General features: G+C 53.7%; 13 protein-coding genes. 4 read left to right on the top strand and 9 right to left on the bottom strand.

The window, feature by feature from the left end:
• Nucleotides 1-5: 5 nt before the first annotated feature.
• The 7 genes from IPM28_15880 to IPM28_15910 all read right to left on the bottom strand — a co-directional run bounded on the left by IPM28_15880 (nucleotide 6) and on the right by IPM28_15910 (nucleotide 5,985).
• Nucleotides 6-761: a type III pantothenate kinase gene (locus IPM28_15880; GenBank protein ID MBK9174463.1), complete on the bottom strand. Its 756-nt coding sequence runs from the start codon at nucleotides 759-761 to the stop codon at nucleotides 6-8.
• 68 nt (nucleotides 762-829) lie between these two features.
• Nucleotides 830-1,159: a hypothetical protein gene (locus IPM28_15885; protein ID MBK9174464.1), complete on the bottom strand. Its 330-nt coding sequence runs from the start codon at nucleotides 1,157-1,159 to the stop codon at nucleotides 830-832.
• Nucleotides 1,160-1,215: 56 nt separating this feature from the next.
• Nucleotides 1,216-2,025 carry a VanW family protein gene (locus IPM28_15890; protein ID MBK9174465.1) on the bottom strand — a complete coding sequence of 270 codons (810 nt, stop codon included), beginning with the start codon at nucleotides 2,023-2,025 and terminating at the stop codon, nucleotides 1,216-1,218.
• A gap of 1 nt (nucleotide 2,026) precedes the next feature.
• Nucleotides 2,027-2,788: a biotin--[acetyl-CoA-carboxylase] ligase gene (locus IPM28_15895; GenBank protein MBK9174466.1), complete on the bottom strand. Its 762-nt coding sequence runs from the start codon at nucleotides 2,786-2,788 to the stop codon at nucleotides 2,027-2,029.
• 19 nt (nucleotides 2,789-2,807) lie between these two features.
• The gene (gene egtD / locus IPM28_15900; protein MBK9174467.1) at nucleotides 2,808-3,776 is read right to left on the bottom strand and encodes an L-histidine N(alpha)-methyltransferase; all 969 of its coding nucleotides are present in this window, start codon (nucleotides 3,774-3,776) and stop codon (nucleotides 2,808-2,810) included.
• A gap of 8 nt (nucleotides 3,777-3,784) precedes the next feature.
• Nucleotides 3,785-5,020, bottom strand: coding sequence for an ergothioneine biosynthesis protein EgtB (locus IPM28_15905; protein MBK9174468.1), 1,236 nt, complete (start codon nucleotides 5,018-5,020; stop codon nucleotides 3,785-3,787).
• Nucleotides 5,021-5,091: 71 nt separating this feature from the next.
• Nucleotides 5,092-5,985 (bottom strand): HEAT repeat domain-containing protein, encoded by an 894-nt coding sequence (locus IPM28_15910; protein ID MBK9174469.1) that lies wholly within the window; start codon nucleotides 5,983-5,985, stop codon nucleotides 5,092-5,094.
• A gap of 623 nt (nucleotides 5,986-6,608) precedes the next feature.
• On the opposite strand from IPM28_15910, the gene IPM28_15915 reads away from it, so the two are divergent.
• The 4 genes from IPM28_15915 (at nucleotide 6,609) to IPM28_15930 (ending at nucleotide 15,496) form a co-directional block, all read left to right on the top strand.
• A complete protein-coding gene (locus tag IPM28_15915; GenBank protein MBK9174470.1) occupies nucleotides 6,609-9,278 on the top strand; it encodes a leucine--tRNA ligase in 2,670 nt (889 codons plus the stop codon).
• 190 nt (nucleotides 9,279-9,468) lie between these two features.
• The gene (locus tag IPM28_15920) at nucleotides 9,469-11,715 is read left to right on the top strand and encodes an SUMF1/EgtB/PvdO family nonheme iron enzyme (protein ID MBK9174471.1); all 2,247 of its coding nucleotides are present in this window, start codon (nucleotides 9,469-9,471) and stop codon (nucleotides 11,713-11,715) included.
• A gap of 112 nt (nucleotides 11,716-11,827) precedes the next feature.
• Nucleotides 11,828-14,887 (top strand): FHA domain-containing protein, encoded by a 3,060-nt coding sequence (locus IPM28_15925; protein ID MBK9174472.1) that lies wholly within the window; start codon nucleotides 11,828-11,830, stop codon nucleotides 14,885-14,887.
• Nucleotides 14,888-15,496 (top strand): TlpA family protein disulfide reductase, encoded by a 609-nt coding sequence (locus IPM28_15930; GenBank protein MBK9174473.1) that lies wholly within the window; start codon nucleotides 14,888-14,890, stop codon nucleotides 15,494-15,496. It abuts the gene before it with no gap.
• Here IPM28_15930 and IPM28_15935 read toward each other — a convergent pair.
• A complete protein-coding gene (locus IPM28_15935) occupies nucleotides 15,486-16,958 on the bottom strand; it encodes a DUF814 domain-containing protein (GenBank protein ID MBK9174474.1) in 1,473 nt (490 codons plus the stop codon). The two genes, IPM28_15930 and IPM28_15935, sit on opposite strands and share 11 nt — an antisense overlap.
• Before the next feature lie 80 nt (nucleotides 16,959-17,038).
• Nucleotides 17,039-18,262, bottom strand: coding sequence for an RDD family protein (locus IPM28_15940; GenBank protein ID MBK9174475.1), 1,224 nt, complete (start codon nucleotides 18,260-18,262; stop codon nucleotides 17,039-17,041).
• Nucleotides 18,263-18,286: the final 24 nt, after the last annotated feature.

Below are 18,286 nucleotides of genomic sequence, written 5' to 3' on the forward strand. Positions count from 1 at the left end.
ACGATTTACACGATCCGTTCGTGGATCATGCGAAGGCCGTTCAACAAAAGATTTTCATCGACAATTTCGATCACAGCCAATTCCGAAGCCATCATTTTTGCATAACCGCCGGTTGCGACGATCTTCGGCTCATCTTTCATCTCGGCCGCAATCGACTTGATCAGGTATTTCGCTGCTCCGATGTGACCGTGGAAGATGCCCGACCGGATCGAAGATTCGGTCGAGGTCCCGACAACACGATCGGGTTTCGAGATCTGCACGAGCGGGAGTTTCGAGGTCTTCAACTGCAGTGAATGTGACATCGTCCCGACACCGGGAAAGATCACACCACCAAGAAATTCTCCATTTGAGCTGATCGCGTCGATGGTCGTCGCTGTCCCAAAACTGCAGACGACGACCGGTTTGCCGTGAGTTTCAGCTGCTGAGAATCCGCTTACCAATCGGTCGGTACCGAGCGATTCAGGCGGATCATATTTGATCGTAAGACCAAGGTCGACGACATTGGTAACAAAGACCGGAGTAACATTTAGGAATTCCTTGCAAGCCCCGGTCAGGACCGGTTCGATCGAGGGAACAACAGATGAAGCGACTACGGTATCGATCCTAATGAACCGCTCTTTGACGTAGCGAAACCGTTCGAACATAAGTTCGTCCGGATCATAGTCAAGCACCGTCGGAATCGAAAATTTGTGGATTAGTTCGGAACCACTGAAAATTCCAAACTTGATCGTTGAATTGCCTATGTCGATGGCCAGAAGCATCGTTGATCGGATCGCCGTGCCGAATGACAGTGAGCCACGAATTGTGCGCTTGATTATGACGGATCCGGCTAGCCCTGCAGCGGCAGACCATCGTAGACGATGTTCCAACCGTTAGCTTTGCTGGTGCGAAGGCTCCGTGAAAACCAATGCAGGGCTGCGGTCGGATCATCATATAGCTGGACTGCAGGCAGATTCTCACGCGGGTCGACGCGGCAGATCGCCGCCCCAACAGGAGCGCTTTTGATACAGAGCAGCGCAACCATGTTTTCCTTTTGCAGAACCGCAGTTCGCAAAACTACATCGTCGTTCTCGATATCGAAATCCTCGAAATCCGCAAGCTCGTCATAGAACTCACGTTCGAGGTCAAAATCCGGATTAGGATCAAACTCACTGCTCATAAGACTGATTGATAATACATCCTTGAAGTTACACCGATACGGATCAAAATTCAATCTTATGCGGCGGGAACGTTAGGCGGATCGTAAAGCACTTCGGAAAAATTCGCGACAATGAGTTCCTCGCGCTCGGTTTCGCCGGAACGGCGGTCGACCACATTCCGCCAGATCTCGTTTTCGCGGAAGTTCTTTCCGTTCTTGACGAGAAAACGATGGCCTTTCTCGAATATATGATAGCTATATATGGGTTCGATGTCTGAGAGGATCGATCCTTTCAGGTGATCGTCGGTTATCCAGAGCTTGATCTGAAAGGTCGATCGCGTCGGATTGAAAAATCTGAGGTCAATGTAATTGTAAAAGACCCCGGCTCCGCTCCCGAACGGAAGCACGCGATTGTCGTCCGGAAAAGGATCGAAACTGTGATGGTGCCGTTCGATCACCGCGAGTGATGTGTGTAGCGCCATCCAATAAAGCAGATTTGCAAGCTGACATAGCCCGCCGCCTACGCCGCGGACGACCCTGCCTTGAGAGAGCTGCATTCCCTCTAGATAACCTTTATCGGCCGTCGTTTGTCCGACCTGCCTCCAGAACGAAAACGTTTCGCCAGGCCGGATCATCAGGCCATCGATGGTCGGGCACGCGATGCTTAGATTAACCACCTTGTTTTCCTGCAGTTGCGGATCACTGTCGCCTAATTTTCGACGCAGCAGCGACTGGTGCCGGTGGCACGCAAACGGCAGCTCGGCCGCGCTCTTCTCCGCGGCGAAGGTGGTTCGCCTGGTGATGTCGTCCAGCCGCCGGAAAAGGCGTTTCTGCCGGATCCGGGTTTTGTAAACGATCGGGTGAATTTCAGAAAGTCGTCTTCTCATTTCATTGAACGCGGATACGTTCGACGTCGCCGGACTGGATCAGCTCGACTTCACCGTCCGAAAGCCTGAGCCGAAGAGCTCCGTTTTCCTCCAGGCCCTCGGTCATGCCCTCAAGCATACCATTCTCGAGGGAGACGCGTACCTTCTTGCCTGAGAAATAGGTTGACCGCTTTCGCCACTCATCGACGATCTTATGCGTGCCATCGGGGCCGGCGAGCGACTCGTAAAAATGCACAAGGAAATTTGTCAGTACATGTGCAAGCTGCTCAGGGGACGGAACCGTCCGTGATCCGTTACTGATATGGATCGATGCATCTTCGATCGATGTCGCAGTATCGGCGATCTCCGGGGGAAAATTTGATGAGCGGATATTGATCCCGATGCCCAGAACGACTGCTAAGCCCTTCTCCGTTTCGGTCGTTTCGGCGAGAATGCCGCTGATCTTCTTCTCGTTCACGAGAACGTCGTTCACCCATTTTATGTCGGGCAGCAGGCCAAATTCCCTGAGAGTGTCATGAACTGCGACCCCGGCCATCAAAGTGATCAGCGATAGAAACTGAGGCTCGATGTTCGGACGAAGGAGCATGCTGAAATATAAGCCTGCGTCGTTCTCCGAGAACCAAACCCGTCCCTGCCGCCCGCGACCGGCGGTCTGCTGCCGGGCGACGACGCACAGGCCTTCCTCCGCACCAAGCCGGGCCTGTTTCAGGGCCTCGGTGTTGGTCGAGTCGATCGTGTCGAAGCTGAGGGTCGTTATCTTCATTGGTGCATGGACAGCCGAACTACATCGGCCTCCATAGGGAATCGATGTAGAAGTCGTCGGGGTTGTGAAACTCCTGTTCGATCTCAAACCCACTATCTGAAGAAAGTTCTTCGATCATTGCGCGCGTGTATTTCTGCGAGATCTCCATAAAGATCGGTTCCCATTGATCGAAGTCGAACGAGCGGTTTAGAGCCTTGATCGTCACTGTCTGCCTTTCGCGGCTGATGAGGAACGAGCGCGCGGCACATTCGACCGGCCGGTACTGAGCATAATGTGAGAACTTTGAGAGGTCGAAATCAGCCCCGAGTTCGCGATTTATCCGCGAAAGTAGATTGAGATTGAAAGCCGCCGTGACGCCTTCAGGATCGTCGTATGCCGCGACAATGACGCGCGGGTCTTTCTGCATGTCGAAACCGATGAATAGTCGGTCGTTCGCGTTCATCACGGCGCGGAGTTCGCGAAAGAAACCGAGTGCTTTGTCCTGTTGAAAATTGCCGATATTCGAACCCAGGAAGAGAAGAACCTTGCGTCGACCGCTGCCGTTCTTTAGCGATCCGAGAACCTTGAAATAATCACCGGTAAGAGGGCTGATCTTGAGGTCTGGGAACATCGTTTTGAAACGTGTCGAAAGCGCGTCGTTCGCTTCTTGTGAGATATCGATCGGGGAATAGGTAAAATCGATGCCCTCTTTCAGGAAATGATGGATCAGCACCGCGGTTTTGGCACCGTCACCGGCGCCTAGCTCGATAAGGTCGATCCCGATCGCACCGTCCGTGAATGCCCGGCAGATCTCATCAGTTTGCTCTTCGAAGATCTTGAATTCAGCACGAGTCGGATAATATTCGGGCAATTTCATGATCTCCATGAACAGGCGCGAACCTTCGTCGTCGTAAAAGTAACGCGATGAAAGCTGTTTTGGTGTAGATGTCAGCCCCGCAAGTACGTCTTCAGCAAATTTCGTTAGTTCCGGAGAAGTGCAGGATTCCATATGATCTTCTAACGAGCCAACCTGATACCCGTGAACTGCCAACGCAGGTGAGGGTGGAAAAAGTTGCGGTACGTGGGGCGGCTGTGGCCTTCCGGTGTTGCTACCGAAGCTCCGCGAAGCACCATTTGGTTCATCATGAACTTGCCGTTGTATTCGCCTACGGCCCCATCCGGTTTCGAGAAGCCCGGATACGGCAAGTATGCGGAGTTGGTCCATTCCCAACGCAATCCCCAAACGAATTTCTCATTCGCGGCTTCCCATTCGAACTCGGTCGGCAGCCGCATCCCTTTCCATTCTGCGAAGGCCGCGGCTTCGTAAAGCGAGACGTGGCAGACAGGCGCGTCTATCCGAATAGGTCGAAGCCCGCCGAGCGTAAAGTGCTGCCATTCGCCGTCTCGGTCGTGCCAGTAAAGCGGCGAGGCGACAGATTCGCGATTTACCCAATCCCACCCTTCGGAATGCCACAGCCGATGATCCGTGTATCCGCCGTCGTTGATGAATTCGAGAAACTCGCCATTCGTGACGAGGCGGTTCGAGATCGAGAAATCGTCGATCCAGACCTTGTGGCGGGAGCGTTCGTTGTCGAAGCAGAATTCGACACCGTTGTAACCGATCTCGCAGATGCCGCCGGAAATGTCGGTGTAGCCTTCGGAGCCTGAATCTCGGGTCTCTTCGGGAAAGTGGTTTTCGCGGTAAACCGGAAAAAGAGGGTTTACGCTGAACGTGTATTTAAGATCTGAAATTAAGAGTTCCTGATGCTGCTGCTCGTGGTTAAGACCCAAGTCCACGAGCTCGGCCAAGTCACCAGGCACCTCCGGCCCGTCAGGCACCGACGATAAGCCCTCAGCAACTACCGAGCGACCCAGGCTTCCAAGCAATCCGGTCATCGCTTCGTCGACGTAAGCTCGATATGAAAATATCTGATTCACCGTCGGTCTTGAGAGATCGCCGCGGTGGTCGCGCGCTGTACGGTTGCCGAGGGTGTTGTAGTAGCTGTTGAAAAGAAAGCCGAAGCTCGGGTCGAAGACGCGGTAATTCGAAGCGAATTTCTTGAGGATCATTTCTTCAAAGAACCAGGTCGTGTGCGCAATATTCCATTTAGGCGGCGAAACGTCGACGATCGGTTGGGGAATATAATCCTCGATCTCCAGCGGTTCACACAGATTCTCGGTATATTTGCGAATACGCAGGTAGCGGTCGATAAGCGACTCAGTGTGCGAACCAAAAGAATGAACTGCCTGCATTCGACTATTAGAACAAAAAAGGGCGGGGAATCAAAGAAATTCCATAAGGATGAGGTCTGAGGTCGGCATAGTCACTCCGGAATGTTCATTCGGATCAGTGCTTCGCGGCAGATCTCGGCAAGATACGGATCTGGGCCGCCTTTCTGCGCTCGGAGGACGGCCACTGATGATGGGTTCCCGATCGCACCAAGGGCAAAAGCCGCCTCTCGTCTCGTGTCGTCCGTTTCTGACCGATCAAGAAGGACCCTCTTAAGAACTTCTTCGGATGACCGGAAGACCGGGAAACTCTCGGCAACATCCGTTATATCCAGCATCGCCGCGGTTTTATAACGCTCGGGAAGAAAGCTCTCGGGCGTCTGGCTGCTTTCGTTAAGGCCACGGACGTTTTCGGCAAGCTGCCCGATCGACCTCGCAGCAGATCGGCGGATGAATTCGTCGTTTTCTGTTGGTTTTTTCTCAAGCGCCGCTGTTAATGGCCCGACAGCGTCAATGCTTCCCGTCGTGCCGAGGGCAAATGCCGCCGCTGCCCGAACTTCTCGATCTTTGTCGCGCTGCATTGATCGGATCAATTCGACCGCCGCAAGTGGGTCGCCGACCTTCCCGAGGGCGTAGGCCGCTTCCTTTCGAACGAATGGCATTTTGTCCGACAAAAGAGGCCGCAGCGCGGTCACGGCTTCTCGCGGACGCATAAACACAACCGATGACGCAGCAGTTGCACGGACAGTTTCGTCGCGGTCTCGTAAAGCTGGAATGGCGATCGCGGATGTCCGCTCTGAACGGAAATTACGTATCTCGAACAGAGCATTTCGCTTTTGTTCGGTGGTCCCGCTCGCGATCTCGCGTCTGAGACGATCTTCAATGAAAAGCCTCTCGGGATTTACTTGGTCAGGTATGACCTGTCCGTTTATCGCGATCAGAAGCGATAGATGAATAAGGGCTCCAAGGAACGGTATTCGTCGGAACATGAGGAATCAGTACTCTCCTGAGACCAAAAGGGGCCGAATGGCAGACGTCTTTACGATGCACGTCGAACGCTTTGGTTGCGAACCCATTCGACGACCTGCCGCGCACGTTGATTCTCATACGAATCTGAGAGCGAGACGATGACGTCATCCACTGAATTCTTTGTCAACTTGGAAGTGCGGTTCGAGGGCGCGAATTCGGAAGCACGAGGGCGTGGGTTCTGCAATTTGCCAACAGGATTGTTTACGGATTGTTTGACCATCTTCTTGCCTCCAATTCGGGGCAGACGGTCATACCGCAACTTTCGAGGTCAAGCCGGAGCCGTCTGCGCTGGTATATTGTTAATCATCAATACGATCGTTTGAAACTACACCTACCTTTTAAGGTTCAAAAATGATATCACAAAAGGCCAATTCCGGACAAGAAAAATGGACATCTACGGACCGATGGTCTAGAATCCCCCTTATGGACCCGTGCCGAAAAATGCTCGCCCTTACCTAGCCACTCGCGACATACCTCGCGACGTGGCGTCACCTCAAACGCAATAATTTCAACAAGATAATTACGTGGTGCATTGGATAGCCGGGTGGTTATCCGATAAAATTCCGTTTTCTGAGGCGTTTTTATGGACGAAAAATATTTTGCAAAGAAGATCGAGGCCAAATGGCAAGCAAAATGGGCCGAAAACCGAACCTTCGAGACCCAGATCCGCAATGACAAGCCGAAATTCTACCAGTTGGAAATGCTCCCCTACCCATCGGGCAATCTCCACATGGGCCACGTCCGGAATTACTCGGTCGGCGATGCGGTCGCCTGGTACAAACGTCTTAAGGGATTCAACGTTTTGCACCCGATCGGCTGGGATTCCTTCGGGCAGCCAGCAGAAGATGCTGCGGTAAAGCGCGGTGTCAACCCGCGTAACTGGACCGAGGAGAACATAACCGTCATGCAGGGCCAGCTGCAGCGTCTCGGGTTAAGTTACGATTGGTCGCGCCAGATGTTTGCCCATCGGCCGGATTACTACAAGTTTGACCAGTGGTTCTTCCTAAAAATGTATGAGATGGGCCTTGCGTATAAACGAATGACGCAGGTCAATTGGTGCGAGACCGATAAAGCCACGCTCTCGAACGAACAGGCCAGCGGCGGGCTTTGCTGGCGGTGCGGGAATCCGGTCACGAAAAAAGACCTTGAACAGTGGTTTCTGAAAACTACAGCGTACGCTGACGAACTGTTGGACGGCCTTGATCAGATAGAGGCTGGTTGGCCTCAAAACGTTCTGAAGCGTCAGCGTGACTGGATCGGCCGATCGGAAGGCGCATATGTCGATTTCAAGATACGGATCGCTACCGGAGCACTACATCGTTCGACGATCGACGCACCAGTTTCGATCCGCGTTTTCACGACCAGGATCGACACGATCTACGGGGCGAACGCCGTTGTGGTTGCCGCGGGCCATCCGGTCATTTCTGCTTATAGGGAATCGTTTGCGCCGGATGTTCGAGCCAAGATCGACGAGATCGTCCTTGACTCGGCCAAACCGAAAGATCGCGAAGGAGAGGGCGAGAAAGACGGCATCGATACCGGCCTCAAAGTGATCAACCCATTCAGTAGCGAACCGCTGCCCGTCTGGGTCGGCAATTACGTGATGATGGAGTACGGGACCGGCGCGGTGATGAGCGTTCCGGCTCACGACGAGCGCGATTTCGAGTTCGCCCGGAAGTTCGGCCTCCCGATCCGTCAGGTGATCTCGGAACCGCACCTGGTTCATGAACATCACACGATGCAGGCATTGGCGTTGGAGGTGCCGTTCACTGAGAGCGGCGTTCTTGTTCATTCCGACTATTGGAACAACAAAACCAGTGATGAGGCGATAAAAGAGATGACCGCATACGCCCATGTCCACGGTTTTGGCGAGGCAGCAACGACGTTTCGTCTGCGCGATTGGGGCATTTCACGACAGCGATTTTGGGGAGCGCCGATACCGATCGTTTACTGCGGGAAGTGTGGGGTCGTGCCCGAGAGATTCGAGAATCTACCGGTCGAATTACCTGAAAATGCACCGATCACCGGAATCGGCGAATCGCCTTTAGCAAAGGCTCCCGAGTTCTACGAAACAACTTGTCCGCAGTGCGGCTCCGCCGCAAAGCGCGAGACGGATACGATGGATACTTTCATCGACTCATCGTGGTATTTCTTTCGATACACCGACCCGACCAATGAAGTGATGCCATTTTCACCCGACGTTGCAGAGTATTGGACCCCGGTCGACCAGTATATCGGCGGCGACGATCACGCTGTGATGCATCTGATATACACGCGTTTTTGGACCAAAGTGATGCGCGATATCGGCTTGGTCAAATTCGACGAGCCGGTGACCCGTCTACTGACCCAGGGAATGGTCGTGGGTGAGACATTCTTCGATGATTCGACAGGCAAACGGATATACGAAGTCCCAGCGAACGTCAGTATCGATCGCGACGAAAAGGGCCGAATCACCGAGGCCCGTGATGCTGCGGGTAAAAAGCTGAAGTTTGCCATCGAACGGATGTCGAAATCGAAAGGCAACGGAGTCGATCCTGACGAAATGGTCGACATATATGGAGCTGATGCCTCGAGACTATTTGTGCTTTTCGCTGCGCCGGTCGAGAACGAGCTTGTCTGGAACGAAGCCGGCATCGAGGGCGCTCTGCGATTTCTGCAGCGGGTTTGGCGGTTCGTATATAAATGGCATTCGGCCTTAGCGGACGAAACCGGCGAAGAGCGTCAATCCGACGATTCTGCAGAGGCCCGCAAGCTCCGCCAAAAGACCCATCAAACGATCAAGCGCATCGATCAGAGCCTCGATACTTTGCAGTTCAACACGCCGGTCGCAGCTTTGATGGAGCTTTCGAACGCACTTTACGAGTTCAAAGGAGAACCGGAAACGGCCGCCAGTCAGGATGTCGAGGCCGTAAGGGAAGCAGTTACGAGTCTTGTCCTGATGATGGTTCCGTTTGCACCACACACGGCTGAGGAACTTTATTCGATCATTATCGGCAACGAGAACGGGATCATCGGCAACGAAGCAAGGTTCCCCGCGTATGACGAAGAAATCGCGCGGGCGGATGAGATCGAGATAGCTGTTCAGGTGAACGGCAAATTGCGGGCGAGGATATTTGCCCCGCCGGATGCCGAGGATGAAGTGCTGAGATCGATGGCCATGGAAGACGAAAAGGTCCGCGAATATACCGGAGGGAAGCAGATGTTGAAGGTCATCGTGGTTCCTAATCGACTGGTAAATATCGTCGTTCGATAATCGATCACAAAACTGCTCGATCTTTGCAAATTACTGCAATCTAAGGACCATTGTGTTTATACCTTGCTTGAAGTCTGTAAAAAAACTAGAATCAAGAGGCGCGAACGGAGCAAAAGCTTACACCAGATGAAGTCATTGTAGTATTCGGAACCTCACCCGAAGCAAGTTCTTGTGAGCGTGTCAGCGTGAAATGAAAGAATGCCAGCTTTGTAAAAACTGCTATTCCGACGATGTCGGAACTTGCCCCAAAGACGGAATGCCGACGATGCACACGATCGCCGGTGAACCGATCTTAGAGGGCAAGTACCATATCGAATGCCGACTCGGGCAAGGCGGAATGGGGGTCGTTTACAAAGCACGGCACGCTTACCTCAAGACACAGCTTGCGATTAAGATAATTCTCCCGGATCTGGTCGGTAACGACCCTCAGTTGGTAACGCGATTCAGGCAAGAAGCCCTGGCGGCAGCGGCGATCCGCCATCAGAATGTTGTTGCCGTTACCGATTACGGCGTGATCGGCGGTTCTATCCCTTTCCTGGTGATGGAGTACGTCGAAGGCGAATCGCTTCACGACCTATTGACCCGAGAAAAACGATTGTCGCCTGAAAGGGCGTTGGAATTGATGTCGGCGATCTGCTCAGGCGTCGGTGCCGCCCATCATCAAGGTATCGTTCACCGCGACCTCAAGCCGTTGAATATCATGATATGCAGCGATAAGCCGCATATCTCACAGGCAGTAAAGATCCTCGATTTCGGCTTGGCGAAGATAAAGTCCGGTGAATTGCTCGGATCGTTCATACAGGCGCAAACGACCGGATTAATGGGCTCGCCATATTACATGGCCCCGGAGCAATGGGCTGATGACGAGCCCGATTCGCGGTCGGATATTTACAGTCTTGGCGTGATGCTTTATCAAATGCTCGCGGGTGATGTGCCTTTCAAGGGTTCGTCCATTCCGGCGATCATGAAGAAGCACATCAGCGATCCGGCTCCGCGGTTCGCCGAAATGGGCGTAAGTGTTTCGCCAGAGGTCGAGGCCGCGGTACTGCATACTCTTCAAAAAGACAAAGAGAAGCGGACCCCGTCGGTCGAGGTGCTGATCAGCGAATTGAAGGAAGCTATCTTCCCGGCATCGATCGGTATTCACACGACCTCAGGCGGCATTCCAAAAGTGCCGGCCGTCAATATCAAGACCGATCCGCCGCACTCGATGGTCTTTGTGGATAACGTCCCGGTCGGGCAAAGCCGCGATGATGGCTGGATAACCCTGAATGGCCTGCAGACCGGCAGCCACAATTTGCGAATAAGCAAAGAGGGGTATGAGGACTGGATCGGCGACGTGAACTGTGACGGCAACCCCAAACAGGTCGTTGCTGAGTTGAGATCGGCGGCCGATGCGATACCAAGGCCGCCTGCAGCGACGATCGCATACAGCGGAGCGATATCGCCGAATACGCCTCAGAATTTTTCGACAACGCAGGACAACTCGCCGGACATGCTCAAGACCTCGGTTCAGGCGTGGGATACTGGCCGGCATACCGTCGATGTCGGATCGCGGCCGCAAAAGAGATCGCTGCTTTCGCCGCTGGTACTGACTGCTGCTGGTGCCCTGGCGTTTCTTGTAATTGCCGTTGGCGGAATTGGCGGAGCGTATATGCTCGGATTCTTTGAATCAAAGCCCAAACCGCCTGCGAATGTCGCCAACAGTACGACACCAACGCCAACGGAAACACCTGTTCTCGTCAAGAAGGCCGAATTAGTGCAGATCCCGGCAGGCTCATTCATGATGGGGCGCAATGACGGGCGCGAGAACGAAAAACCAGCTCATAAACGCGACGTGCAGGCGTTTTTGATGGATAAGACAGAGGTAACCAACTCGGAGTATCTGGCTTTTGTGCAGGAAACAGGTTATCGACCGGTTCCTGGGCATTGGGTGAACGATAAACCTTTGCCCGAGCACTATGAGATGCCCGTCCGCCTGGTCAGTCTCGACGATGCAAAGGCCTTCGCCGCGTGGCGCTCGAAACGTGACAACGCCACGTACAGGCTTCCGACCGAGATCGAATGGGAATACGCCGCCCGCAATGGTTCAAAGAACAATCTGTATCCTTGGGGTGATACTTACGACCCGAAGTGCGCGGTCCTGGATCAGCCAAATAACGAACCAAAGGCGGTCGGTAATGCCGGCTGTCCGAACGACTGGGGCGTCCGAGATCTGATCGGGAACGTCTTTGAATGGACCAGTACGGAAATTTCGTTATATCCGGGAAGCTCCGGAGAGATCGCGAAACTCGCTGAACCGCATTTCATGGTCCGTGGCGGCGGTGCGATATACAAGTCGTCCGGGCCCGACGGGATAACCGCGACATTCCGCCAGGAGGTCCCCGCTTCGACCAAGAGTCCCGGCCTTGGTTTCCGGCTTGTCCGATCTCAATGATCAGATCGGATCGGGTCTTGTTCGTAAGCGTAGAGAGGCATCTCATACGCTTTTTGTTTTTTCATACTACGTAAATTGCCGTCTTTTCGGCATCGGATAAAAAGAGCACGCAATGAACATCATCCTTGCCGAAGAGAGCGCCGGACAACAAAACGCCGAACGGTCTTTTGGTCAGGACGTCATACTCGTCGGGCGAGACGCCTTTGAGTGCGATATTGCCTTCGACAACGCGCAATATCCGATGGTCTCGCGAAAACACGCCGAACTTCGATGGGCCGGCGGTCAATGGGCGATCATCGATCTTAACTCGAGTTACGGGACATTTGTGAATGGCGTTCGGATCTCGGGTAGCGCAATTCTTGAGGTCGGCTCGTCGATTCAGTTTGGCCAGGACGGCCCGATCCTGCGTGTCGTTTGGTTCGAACTTTCTCAAAGCAATGCCGATGTGGAGATCGCGGCGGCTTCACCCAAAGTGATACACGATCCGTCTCCGCCTGCGGAAGCCCGTCCTGCTGTTTATAGACTGGAATTTGTCGACGAGTCACAACGGCCGCCGCTATCGGTATCGGACGGAAGCCTGTGGCTCGGCCGCGATCCGTCGTGCAATGTTGTATTTGATGCTTCTTCGGCAACGGTCTCGCGGAAGCATGCAGAAATAATCGCAGGTCATGATCAGCTTTCGGTCGTCGATAATAACAGCTTTAACGGGACTCTAGTAAATGGACATCGGATATCGGCTCGGACGACGCTTTCCGATGGAGACACGATCCAGCTCGGGATGGGCGGCCCGCGACTCTGCGTGGTTTCAGCGGCACGGCCAACGCCTGAGGTCGCGGCACGCGTTCAGCATGCCATCGCCCCGCCGACACAGCTGAATGCCCCGACCGATCCGATCTCGTCGAAAACCATGGTCGTCAGCCTGCAGAGTGTCGCTGGCAGTGCAAGAGGGAAGGAGTTCAATGAACCGCAATTGTTGATGACGGCCTCATTTCCGCAAACTGGAACGCTCATCATTGGACGCGACGAATCGAACGATATCAGGCTCGACGGCCTCCAGATCTCAAAAAGACACGCGAAACTGATTCGGACATCGGCGGGCATTGGGGTTGAGGACCTCGGTTCCACAAACGGCGTATTCATCAACGGGTCGCGGGTAACCCGAGGCGAGGTTTCATTCAGCGATTCGATCCAGATCGGATCGTTCGTGATCCGGGTCGATCAGGGTCATCAGGTATTGGTCTACGACACCCGCTCAAAGACCCGTATCGACGTTATCGGCGTCATGACCGAAGTGAAAGACAGATCGCGCGGCGGAAAAGTGAGGTTGCTCGACGAGGTGTCGCTATCGATCAAGCCGAATGAATTCATAGGCCTTATCGGGCCTTCGGGAGCCGGTAAATCGACCTTGATCGAAGCTCTGAACGGTGTCAGACCGGCGACATCCGGTTCGGTGCTGATAAACAAATTGGACCTGTATCGGCACTTCGATTCGCTTAAGCAGGCGATCGGATACGTGCCGCAAGACGACATCATCCACCGTGAGCTGACCGTATACCGAACGCTTTATTACGTAGCAAAGCTTCGGCTTTCGCGCGATGTGACCTCGAATGAGATCGCAAAGATGATCGATGAGGTCCTCGACGTGACAGGCCTTGCCGAACGGCGCGATACGCCGGTACGACAGCTTTCCGGCGGGCAGCGTAAACGCGTTTCGATCGCCGTTGAACTCGTGACGAAACCATCGGTCATATTCCTCGATGAGCCGACGTCCGGCCTTGACCCGGCGACCGAGGGAAAGATAATGCGGCTTTTCAAACAGATCGCCGACTCGGGCCGAACAGTGGTGATGACCACCCATGCGATGGGCAACGTGAAGCTCTTCGACAAGATCGTCGTACTGGTTCGCGGCCGGCTGGTCTTTTACGGAGAGCCCGACGATGCGTTGAAGCATCTCGGCGTAAAGAACTTTGACGAATTGTATCGCAGATTGGATGACCCGAGCGAGACCGGCGCCGATTCGCGTGATTCGATAGATCGGGTCAGTGCGATCGAACGAACGGCCGATGAGTTGAAAAGAAAGTATCAGGCCACCCCGCAGTTCAAAGAGTTGATCGAGGAACCGCTGAAAGAGCTGTCTGCCGGGCATGCCTCGGGCACCGCAAAACGTCGTCGGCTCGGCGTCTTTGGCTCTATCAGGCAATGGCTCACGTTATCGCGGCGGTATATCGAGGTTCTATTGAAGGATCGATCGAATCTCTTTATTCTGCTGGCGCAGGCCCCGATAATTGCTGCAATGACCTATTTGATAATGGGGGCCGAGCAGCCGCGTGATTTCGTTTATTTTGTTGTTTCCTTGGTCGCGCTATGGTTTGGCACGTCGGTCGCGGCACGAGAGATCATTAGGGAACGCCCGATCTATAAACGTGAGCGGATGTTCAACCTCGGCATCCTGCCGTATCTGGGATCAAAGATCTTCGTGCTCGGTTTGATCGTCTCGGTTCAGTGTTTTCTTCTGTTCGTGCCGCTGAAGTTACTTGATCTTTCCGGTCTGATGCCAATGCCCGGCGAATTCGGGGGCATTCCACAATTCTGGGCGATGCTCCTGACCTCGAGCGTCGGCGTCGCGCTCGGGTTGCTAGTTTCGGCGTTCGTAAAAACGTCTGAGATGGCCACGAGCCTCGTCCCGCTTTTACTGATACCGCAGATCTTGTTCTCAGGATTGGTCGGGGTCCCGACCGGATTGAACAAGGTCGTCGGACTGACAATGCCGTCAGCCTGGTCGTTCGACACCATGAAACGATTTTCGACGCTCGATACACTTGAACCGGAAGGTGCGAATCCCAGGGGAAAGACCAAGGGCATGGGACTGTACAAGTTCGTCGAGACCGAGAACGAAAAGATAATTTCGAACGCAAAGCGGGACCTGGAGGATTTCAAGCGCATCGCCGGGCCAAACTATCAGGCTGACACCTCTCAGGAACCGAATCCGTTGTCCGACCGCCTTGAAGTGCCCGAAATGAAAAAGGTCCCCGACGACCTCAGTTCTTACATCTCTTATCTGCATCCGTGGATGAATGAAGTTTTGAATCAGGTTGTCTTAATGCTAATGTTTGGAATAATGACGATCCTTTCGGTGATCGTATTCAGGTTAAAGGATCGGTCTTCTTACTAGATGTTCAAGAAAGTAGTTCTTCAAGTCTCATTATTTGCCGTCCTGTCGGTTGTCTTATCAAGTTTTTCGGGTTGTGCCTCGCTGCCGTCTTCCGACACCACGAGATCCGACTCTAACGGAACTGACAAAACACCGACGGGATCAGCACCCGGCTCATCCGGTTTTCCGCCGCTTGCCGAAAAAGCCGCCCAGGCCGAGATGAGACATCTTGATGGTTCGACGTCACGCGTCGCAGACCGCAAGGGACGCGTCGTGCTACTGAATTTATGGGCTACCTGGTGTAAACCATGTTTGGCCGAAGTGCCGGCGTTGGTGAAGCTGCAGGAAAAATATCGCGATCGGGGTTTCGAGATAATCGGCCTTAACACCGATGATGGTGACACGAAGGAAATGATCGACGATTTTGCAGCGAGGTTGAACGTCAATTATCCATTGGTTTGGGCAAGCACGGAGATGCAGTCGACGCTGATCCGTGTTAGCAAATTTGAAGGGATCCCGCAGAGCTTTCTTGTCGATCGCGACGGCAGGCTTCGCGGCGTTTTTCGCGGAGCAAATCCGGCTGAGATAAAGAAGATGGAAAATACCGTTGCAAGGATCGTCAGCGAGTAGGTACTTCCAACTTAAGCGAGATCTTCGGCTCGACCAAGATGGTCTTGAAACTCGCCAAGCTGACAAGCCCGGGCGCTGCTCCTTTCGGTTTATTTACAAATTTCTTTTGTGTGTAATGAACAGCCGCCTTTGGTTGTTTATTTCCCTGACTGTAAAAGGCTGCGATCTGAGCGGCCTCGAGAAGCGTCTTTGGTGGGATAATGCTGCGTCCTGGGTTGCGGATCACGACGTGCGAACCTGGATAATCAGCAGCGTGCATCCAGGTGTCGAGCGACTTGGCGATCCGAAACGTTAGCTGATCGTTATCCTTGGCCTTTTTGCCGACCAGTATCTCAAACCCATCCGACGAAATGAATTTGCGTACCCCGCTGTTCGTTCCGGCCGCCTTGCCTTTGCTCGCTATTGCCGGCTCCCGTTGTGCCGGATTCACATATCTCTCAAGCGTTTCTTCGTCCGATTCCTCGATCGCCTTTCCGATAGTCGCTTTGGTCGATTCGAGCCGTGCAACGTCCGACAAAACGGCCGCGCGTCTTTTCGAGATCTCTATCGCTGCGTTTCGCGACTTCGCGTATTTGCGAAAGTATTTTTCGGCCGTTTCGGTTATCGAGTCGTCATTGACTGCTTCTATTCGGATCAACGGTTGACCCGGATCAAACAGATCGGTGACGACAAATGCATTCGATTCGCGAACAGCGTTTCTGACGTTGGCCAGGAGCAGGTCACCGAAGCGTTTCCAGGTCTCAGCATCGCCGTGGTCACGCAGATCCTGATCGAGGTTTTCTAAGAGCTTACGCTTCTTTTTGATCTCCTTTTCGATCTTGCTCGAGGCGAGAGCACCCAGTTTGTTAAACTTGGCGACCGCGGCTCTTTTCTGATAGTAACCATCGAGCCTCTCTGATAGCGATGCGGCTGTGTCGCCTGTAAGAAGATCGCCGGTGTCACTAGGCGGTGAAGACGGTTCGTCAGGCTCTTTTCGCTTTGGCGGTGCGAATCTATCCCCAACGCATTGGCCTTCATTACCCGACTCGCGGGCGACCATCACAACGTTCGATTCGTTGTCGAGCAGCAGGATATTGGCCGAACGGCCTGTCATCGTCACCGCCAATGAATTGCCGCCGATAGTGTCTGCTGTATCAGCCGGCTCGAAATCGATCAGGATAACATCGCTGTCTGCGAGAATCGTGACCGTGAGTACTGCGGTATCGAACAACCGTGCGTTGATATTCTGGACGAAAGGGCTGGGTTTCAGACTCGCTTTCTCGATCTCGCGAAGCTTTCTGCGGGCGAGATAGGTGCGAGGTTCGGCGGGGTCGATGTTTATCAACAAATATCTTGAACCGGATAGTCGGAGATCGAAAATAAATTCAAAACGTGAGAGTTGAAACGCACGACCGTAACGCCGTCCGGCCAATGCCGGAGCGATCTCTCGTCCGATCTCATCAAATGCCAATCGGTCCATCATTGAGAGTCTAGTCGGTCAAATGAAAACGTCCAAAGTTGTTCGTTGACAACTTTGGACGCTGAGCAAACCGACGATACGGATCAAACTTCGCGAATGAGGAGTGTTCCCGATACGATATCGTGAATTGCGCGTCGCTCCTCATTAAACAGAACGGTAAGAAACCCTAAACCGCCGAACGCGATAGAAAGCAGAAAAACTGCCGAGCTGACTGCCGCCTGATGGACAGACGGATAAGCGTTCTGTTCGGCGTCTATCAGTTCGAGCGAGAATAGCCGCATTCCAAATGTCCTGCCCCAAAAACTGATCGAGGCCGTCAGATAAAAGAACAGGAATATCGACAAAGTCGCAACGAACGTTAGAACTCCCGAAAACGAGAACCACGTTCCGCCGCTTACCATAAAGGGCGACAGAATCACCATTGTCGCGATCCCGGAAAGAATGAAATCGAATACCCCTGAACCAAAACGCATCGAGAAGGGAGCCAGATCGTCGATCTCGTCAGTCTCAAGCGGGCCGTTAGCGACAGCAAGCCGTTCGTCAGCGATGCCGGCTGAATTTTCGACCGGTCCCGACCTCGGAATTGCAAATTCCTCGATCGGAAGCGGTTCGTCCTGTGAATCAAAACTCGACGATAGCGATGCAGGCTTCGGAAGCGGCGGCAACTTGTTTGTGTCAAACCCTTTCTTTTCGATCCGCAGCGACGAAACGAGCTTTGGCTTGCGAGGAACTTCGACGGCCGGCCGCGCTGCGGCTGGAGCTGCGATCGACGGCTGTGTCCGCGAAACGATATTGAACGGGTGATTTCGATTTGCGGCAGGCCTTTTGTCGACCGGAGCCGATGGTGCTTCGGGCAAAAACGTCCGTCGCGAGGCCTCGATACGCTTCAATGCATTGGCGACGCGAGCATTCGAATGCGCCGTGGACTCAGGTGAAGGTGAGGTTTCGGTCTTTAGTGCTGTCGCGCCATGCGTAGCAAACTGCGGTTTCTGAACAGGTGCGACTTCGGCCGTCTGAGCTTCTTGTCTGGCTCCTCCGGTACGTTGACGAACCGTGTTTTGCAGCTGAAGGCGCCAGTCGGGAAGCGTTGCATTGCGAGACTGAAATTCGACCAGTGTCGGGCTGGTTTTCTTTGACGGAAACTCACCGGTAAACGCTCTTACCGGAGGTGGCGGGGCGATCGGTCGCGGTTCGGATTTCGTAACAGCTTCACGCGGCAATTGCGGCTTTGGCTCAGCCGCACCTGCCAATGGTCCCGAGATCCTGCCGATCTTCGACTCCAGCTCTTCGCGAACGGTATCGTTCATCATCGCGCCGCACGTCAGACAAAT

It is taken from the genome of Chloracidobacterium sp. (assembly GCA_016716305.1).
Classification (GTDB): Bacteria; Acidobacteriota; Blastocatellia; order Pyrinomonadales; family Pyrinomonadaceae; genus OLB17.

Bases quoted from the DNA above. Each gene is read 5' to 3' on its own strand.
- IPM28_15880 (MBK9174463.1), bottom strand. From the start codon at position 761: ATGCTTCTGGCCATCGACATAGGCAATTCAACGATCAAGTTTGGAATT.
- IPM28_15885 (MBK9174464.1), bottom strand. From the start codon at position 1,159: ATGAGCAGTGAGTTTGATCCTAATCCGGATTTTGACCTCGAACGTGAG.
- IPM28_15890 (MBK9174465.1), bottom strand. From the start codon at position 2,025: ATGAGAAGACGACTTTCTGAAATTCACCCGATCGTTTACAAAACCCGG.
- IPM28_15895 (MBK9174466.1), bottom strand. From the start codon at position 2,788: ATGAAGATAACGACCCTCAGCTTCGACACGATCGACTCGACCAACACC.
- egtD (MBK9174467.1), bottom strand. From the start codon at position 3,776: ATGGAATCCTGCACTTCTCCGGAACTAACGAAATTTGCTGAAGACGTA.
- IPM28_15905 (MBK9174468.1), bottom strand. From the start codon at position 5,020: ATGCAGGCAGTTCATTCTTTTGGTTCGCACACTGAGTCGCTTATCGAC.
- IPM28_15910 (MBK9174469.1), bottom strand. From the start codon at position 5,985: ATGTTCCGACGAATACCGTTCCTTGGAGCCCTTATTCATCTATCGCTT.
- IPM28_15915 (MBK9174470.1), top strand. From the start codon at position 6,609: ATGGACGAAAAATATTTTGCAAAGAAGATCGAGGCCAAATGGCAAGCA.
- IPM28_15920 (MBK9174471.1), top strand. From the start codon at position 9,469: ATGAAAGAATGCCAGCTTTGTAAAAACTGCTATTCCGACGATGTCGGA.
- IPM28_15925 (MBK9174472.1), top strand. From the start codon at position 11,828: ATGAACATCATCCTTGCCGAAGAGAGCGCCGGACAACAAAACGCCGAA.
- IPM28_15930 (MBK9174473.1), top strand. From the start codon at position 14,888: ATGTTCAAGAAAGTAGTTCTTCAAGTCTCATTATTTGCCGTCCTGTCG.
- IPM28_15935 (MBK9174474.1), bottom strand. From the start codon at position 16,958: ATGATGGACCGATTGGCATTTGATGAGATCGGACGAGAGATCGCTCCG.
- IPM28_15940 (MBK9174475.1), bottom strand. From the start codon at position 18,262: ATGAACGATACCGTTCGCGAAGAGCTGGAGTCGAAGATCGGCAGGATC.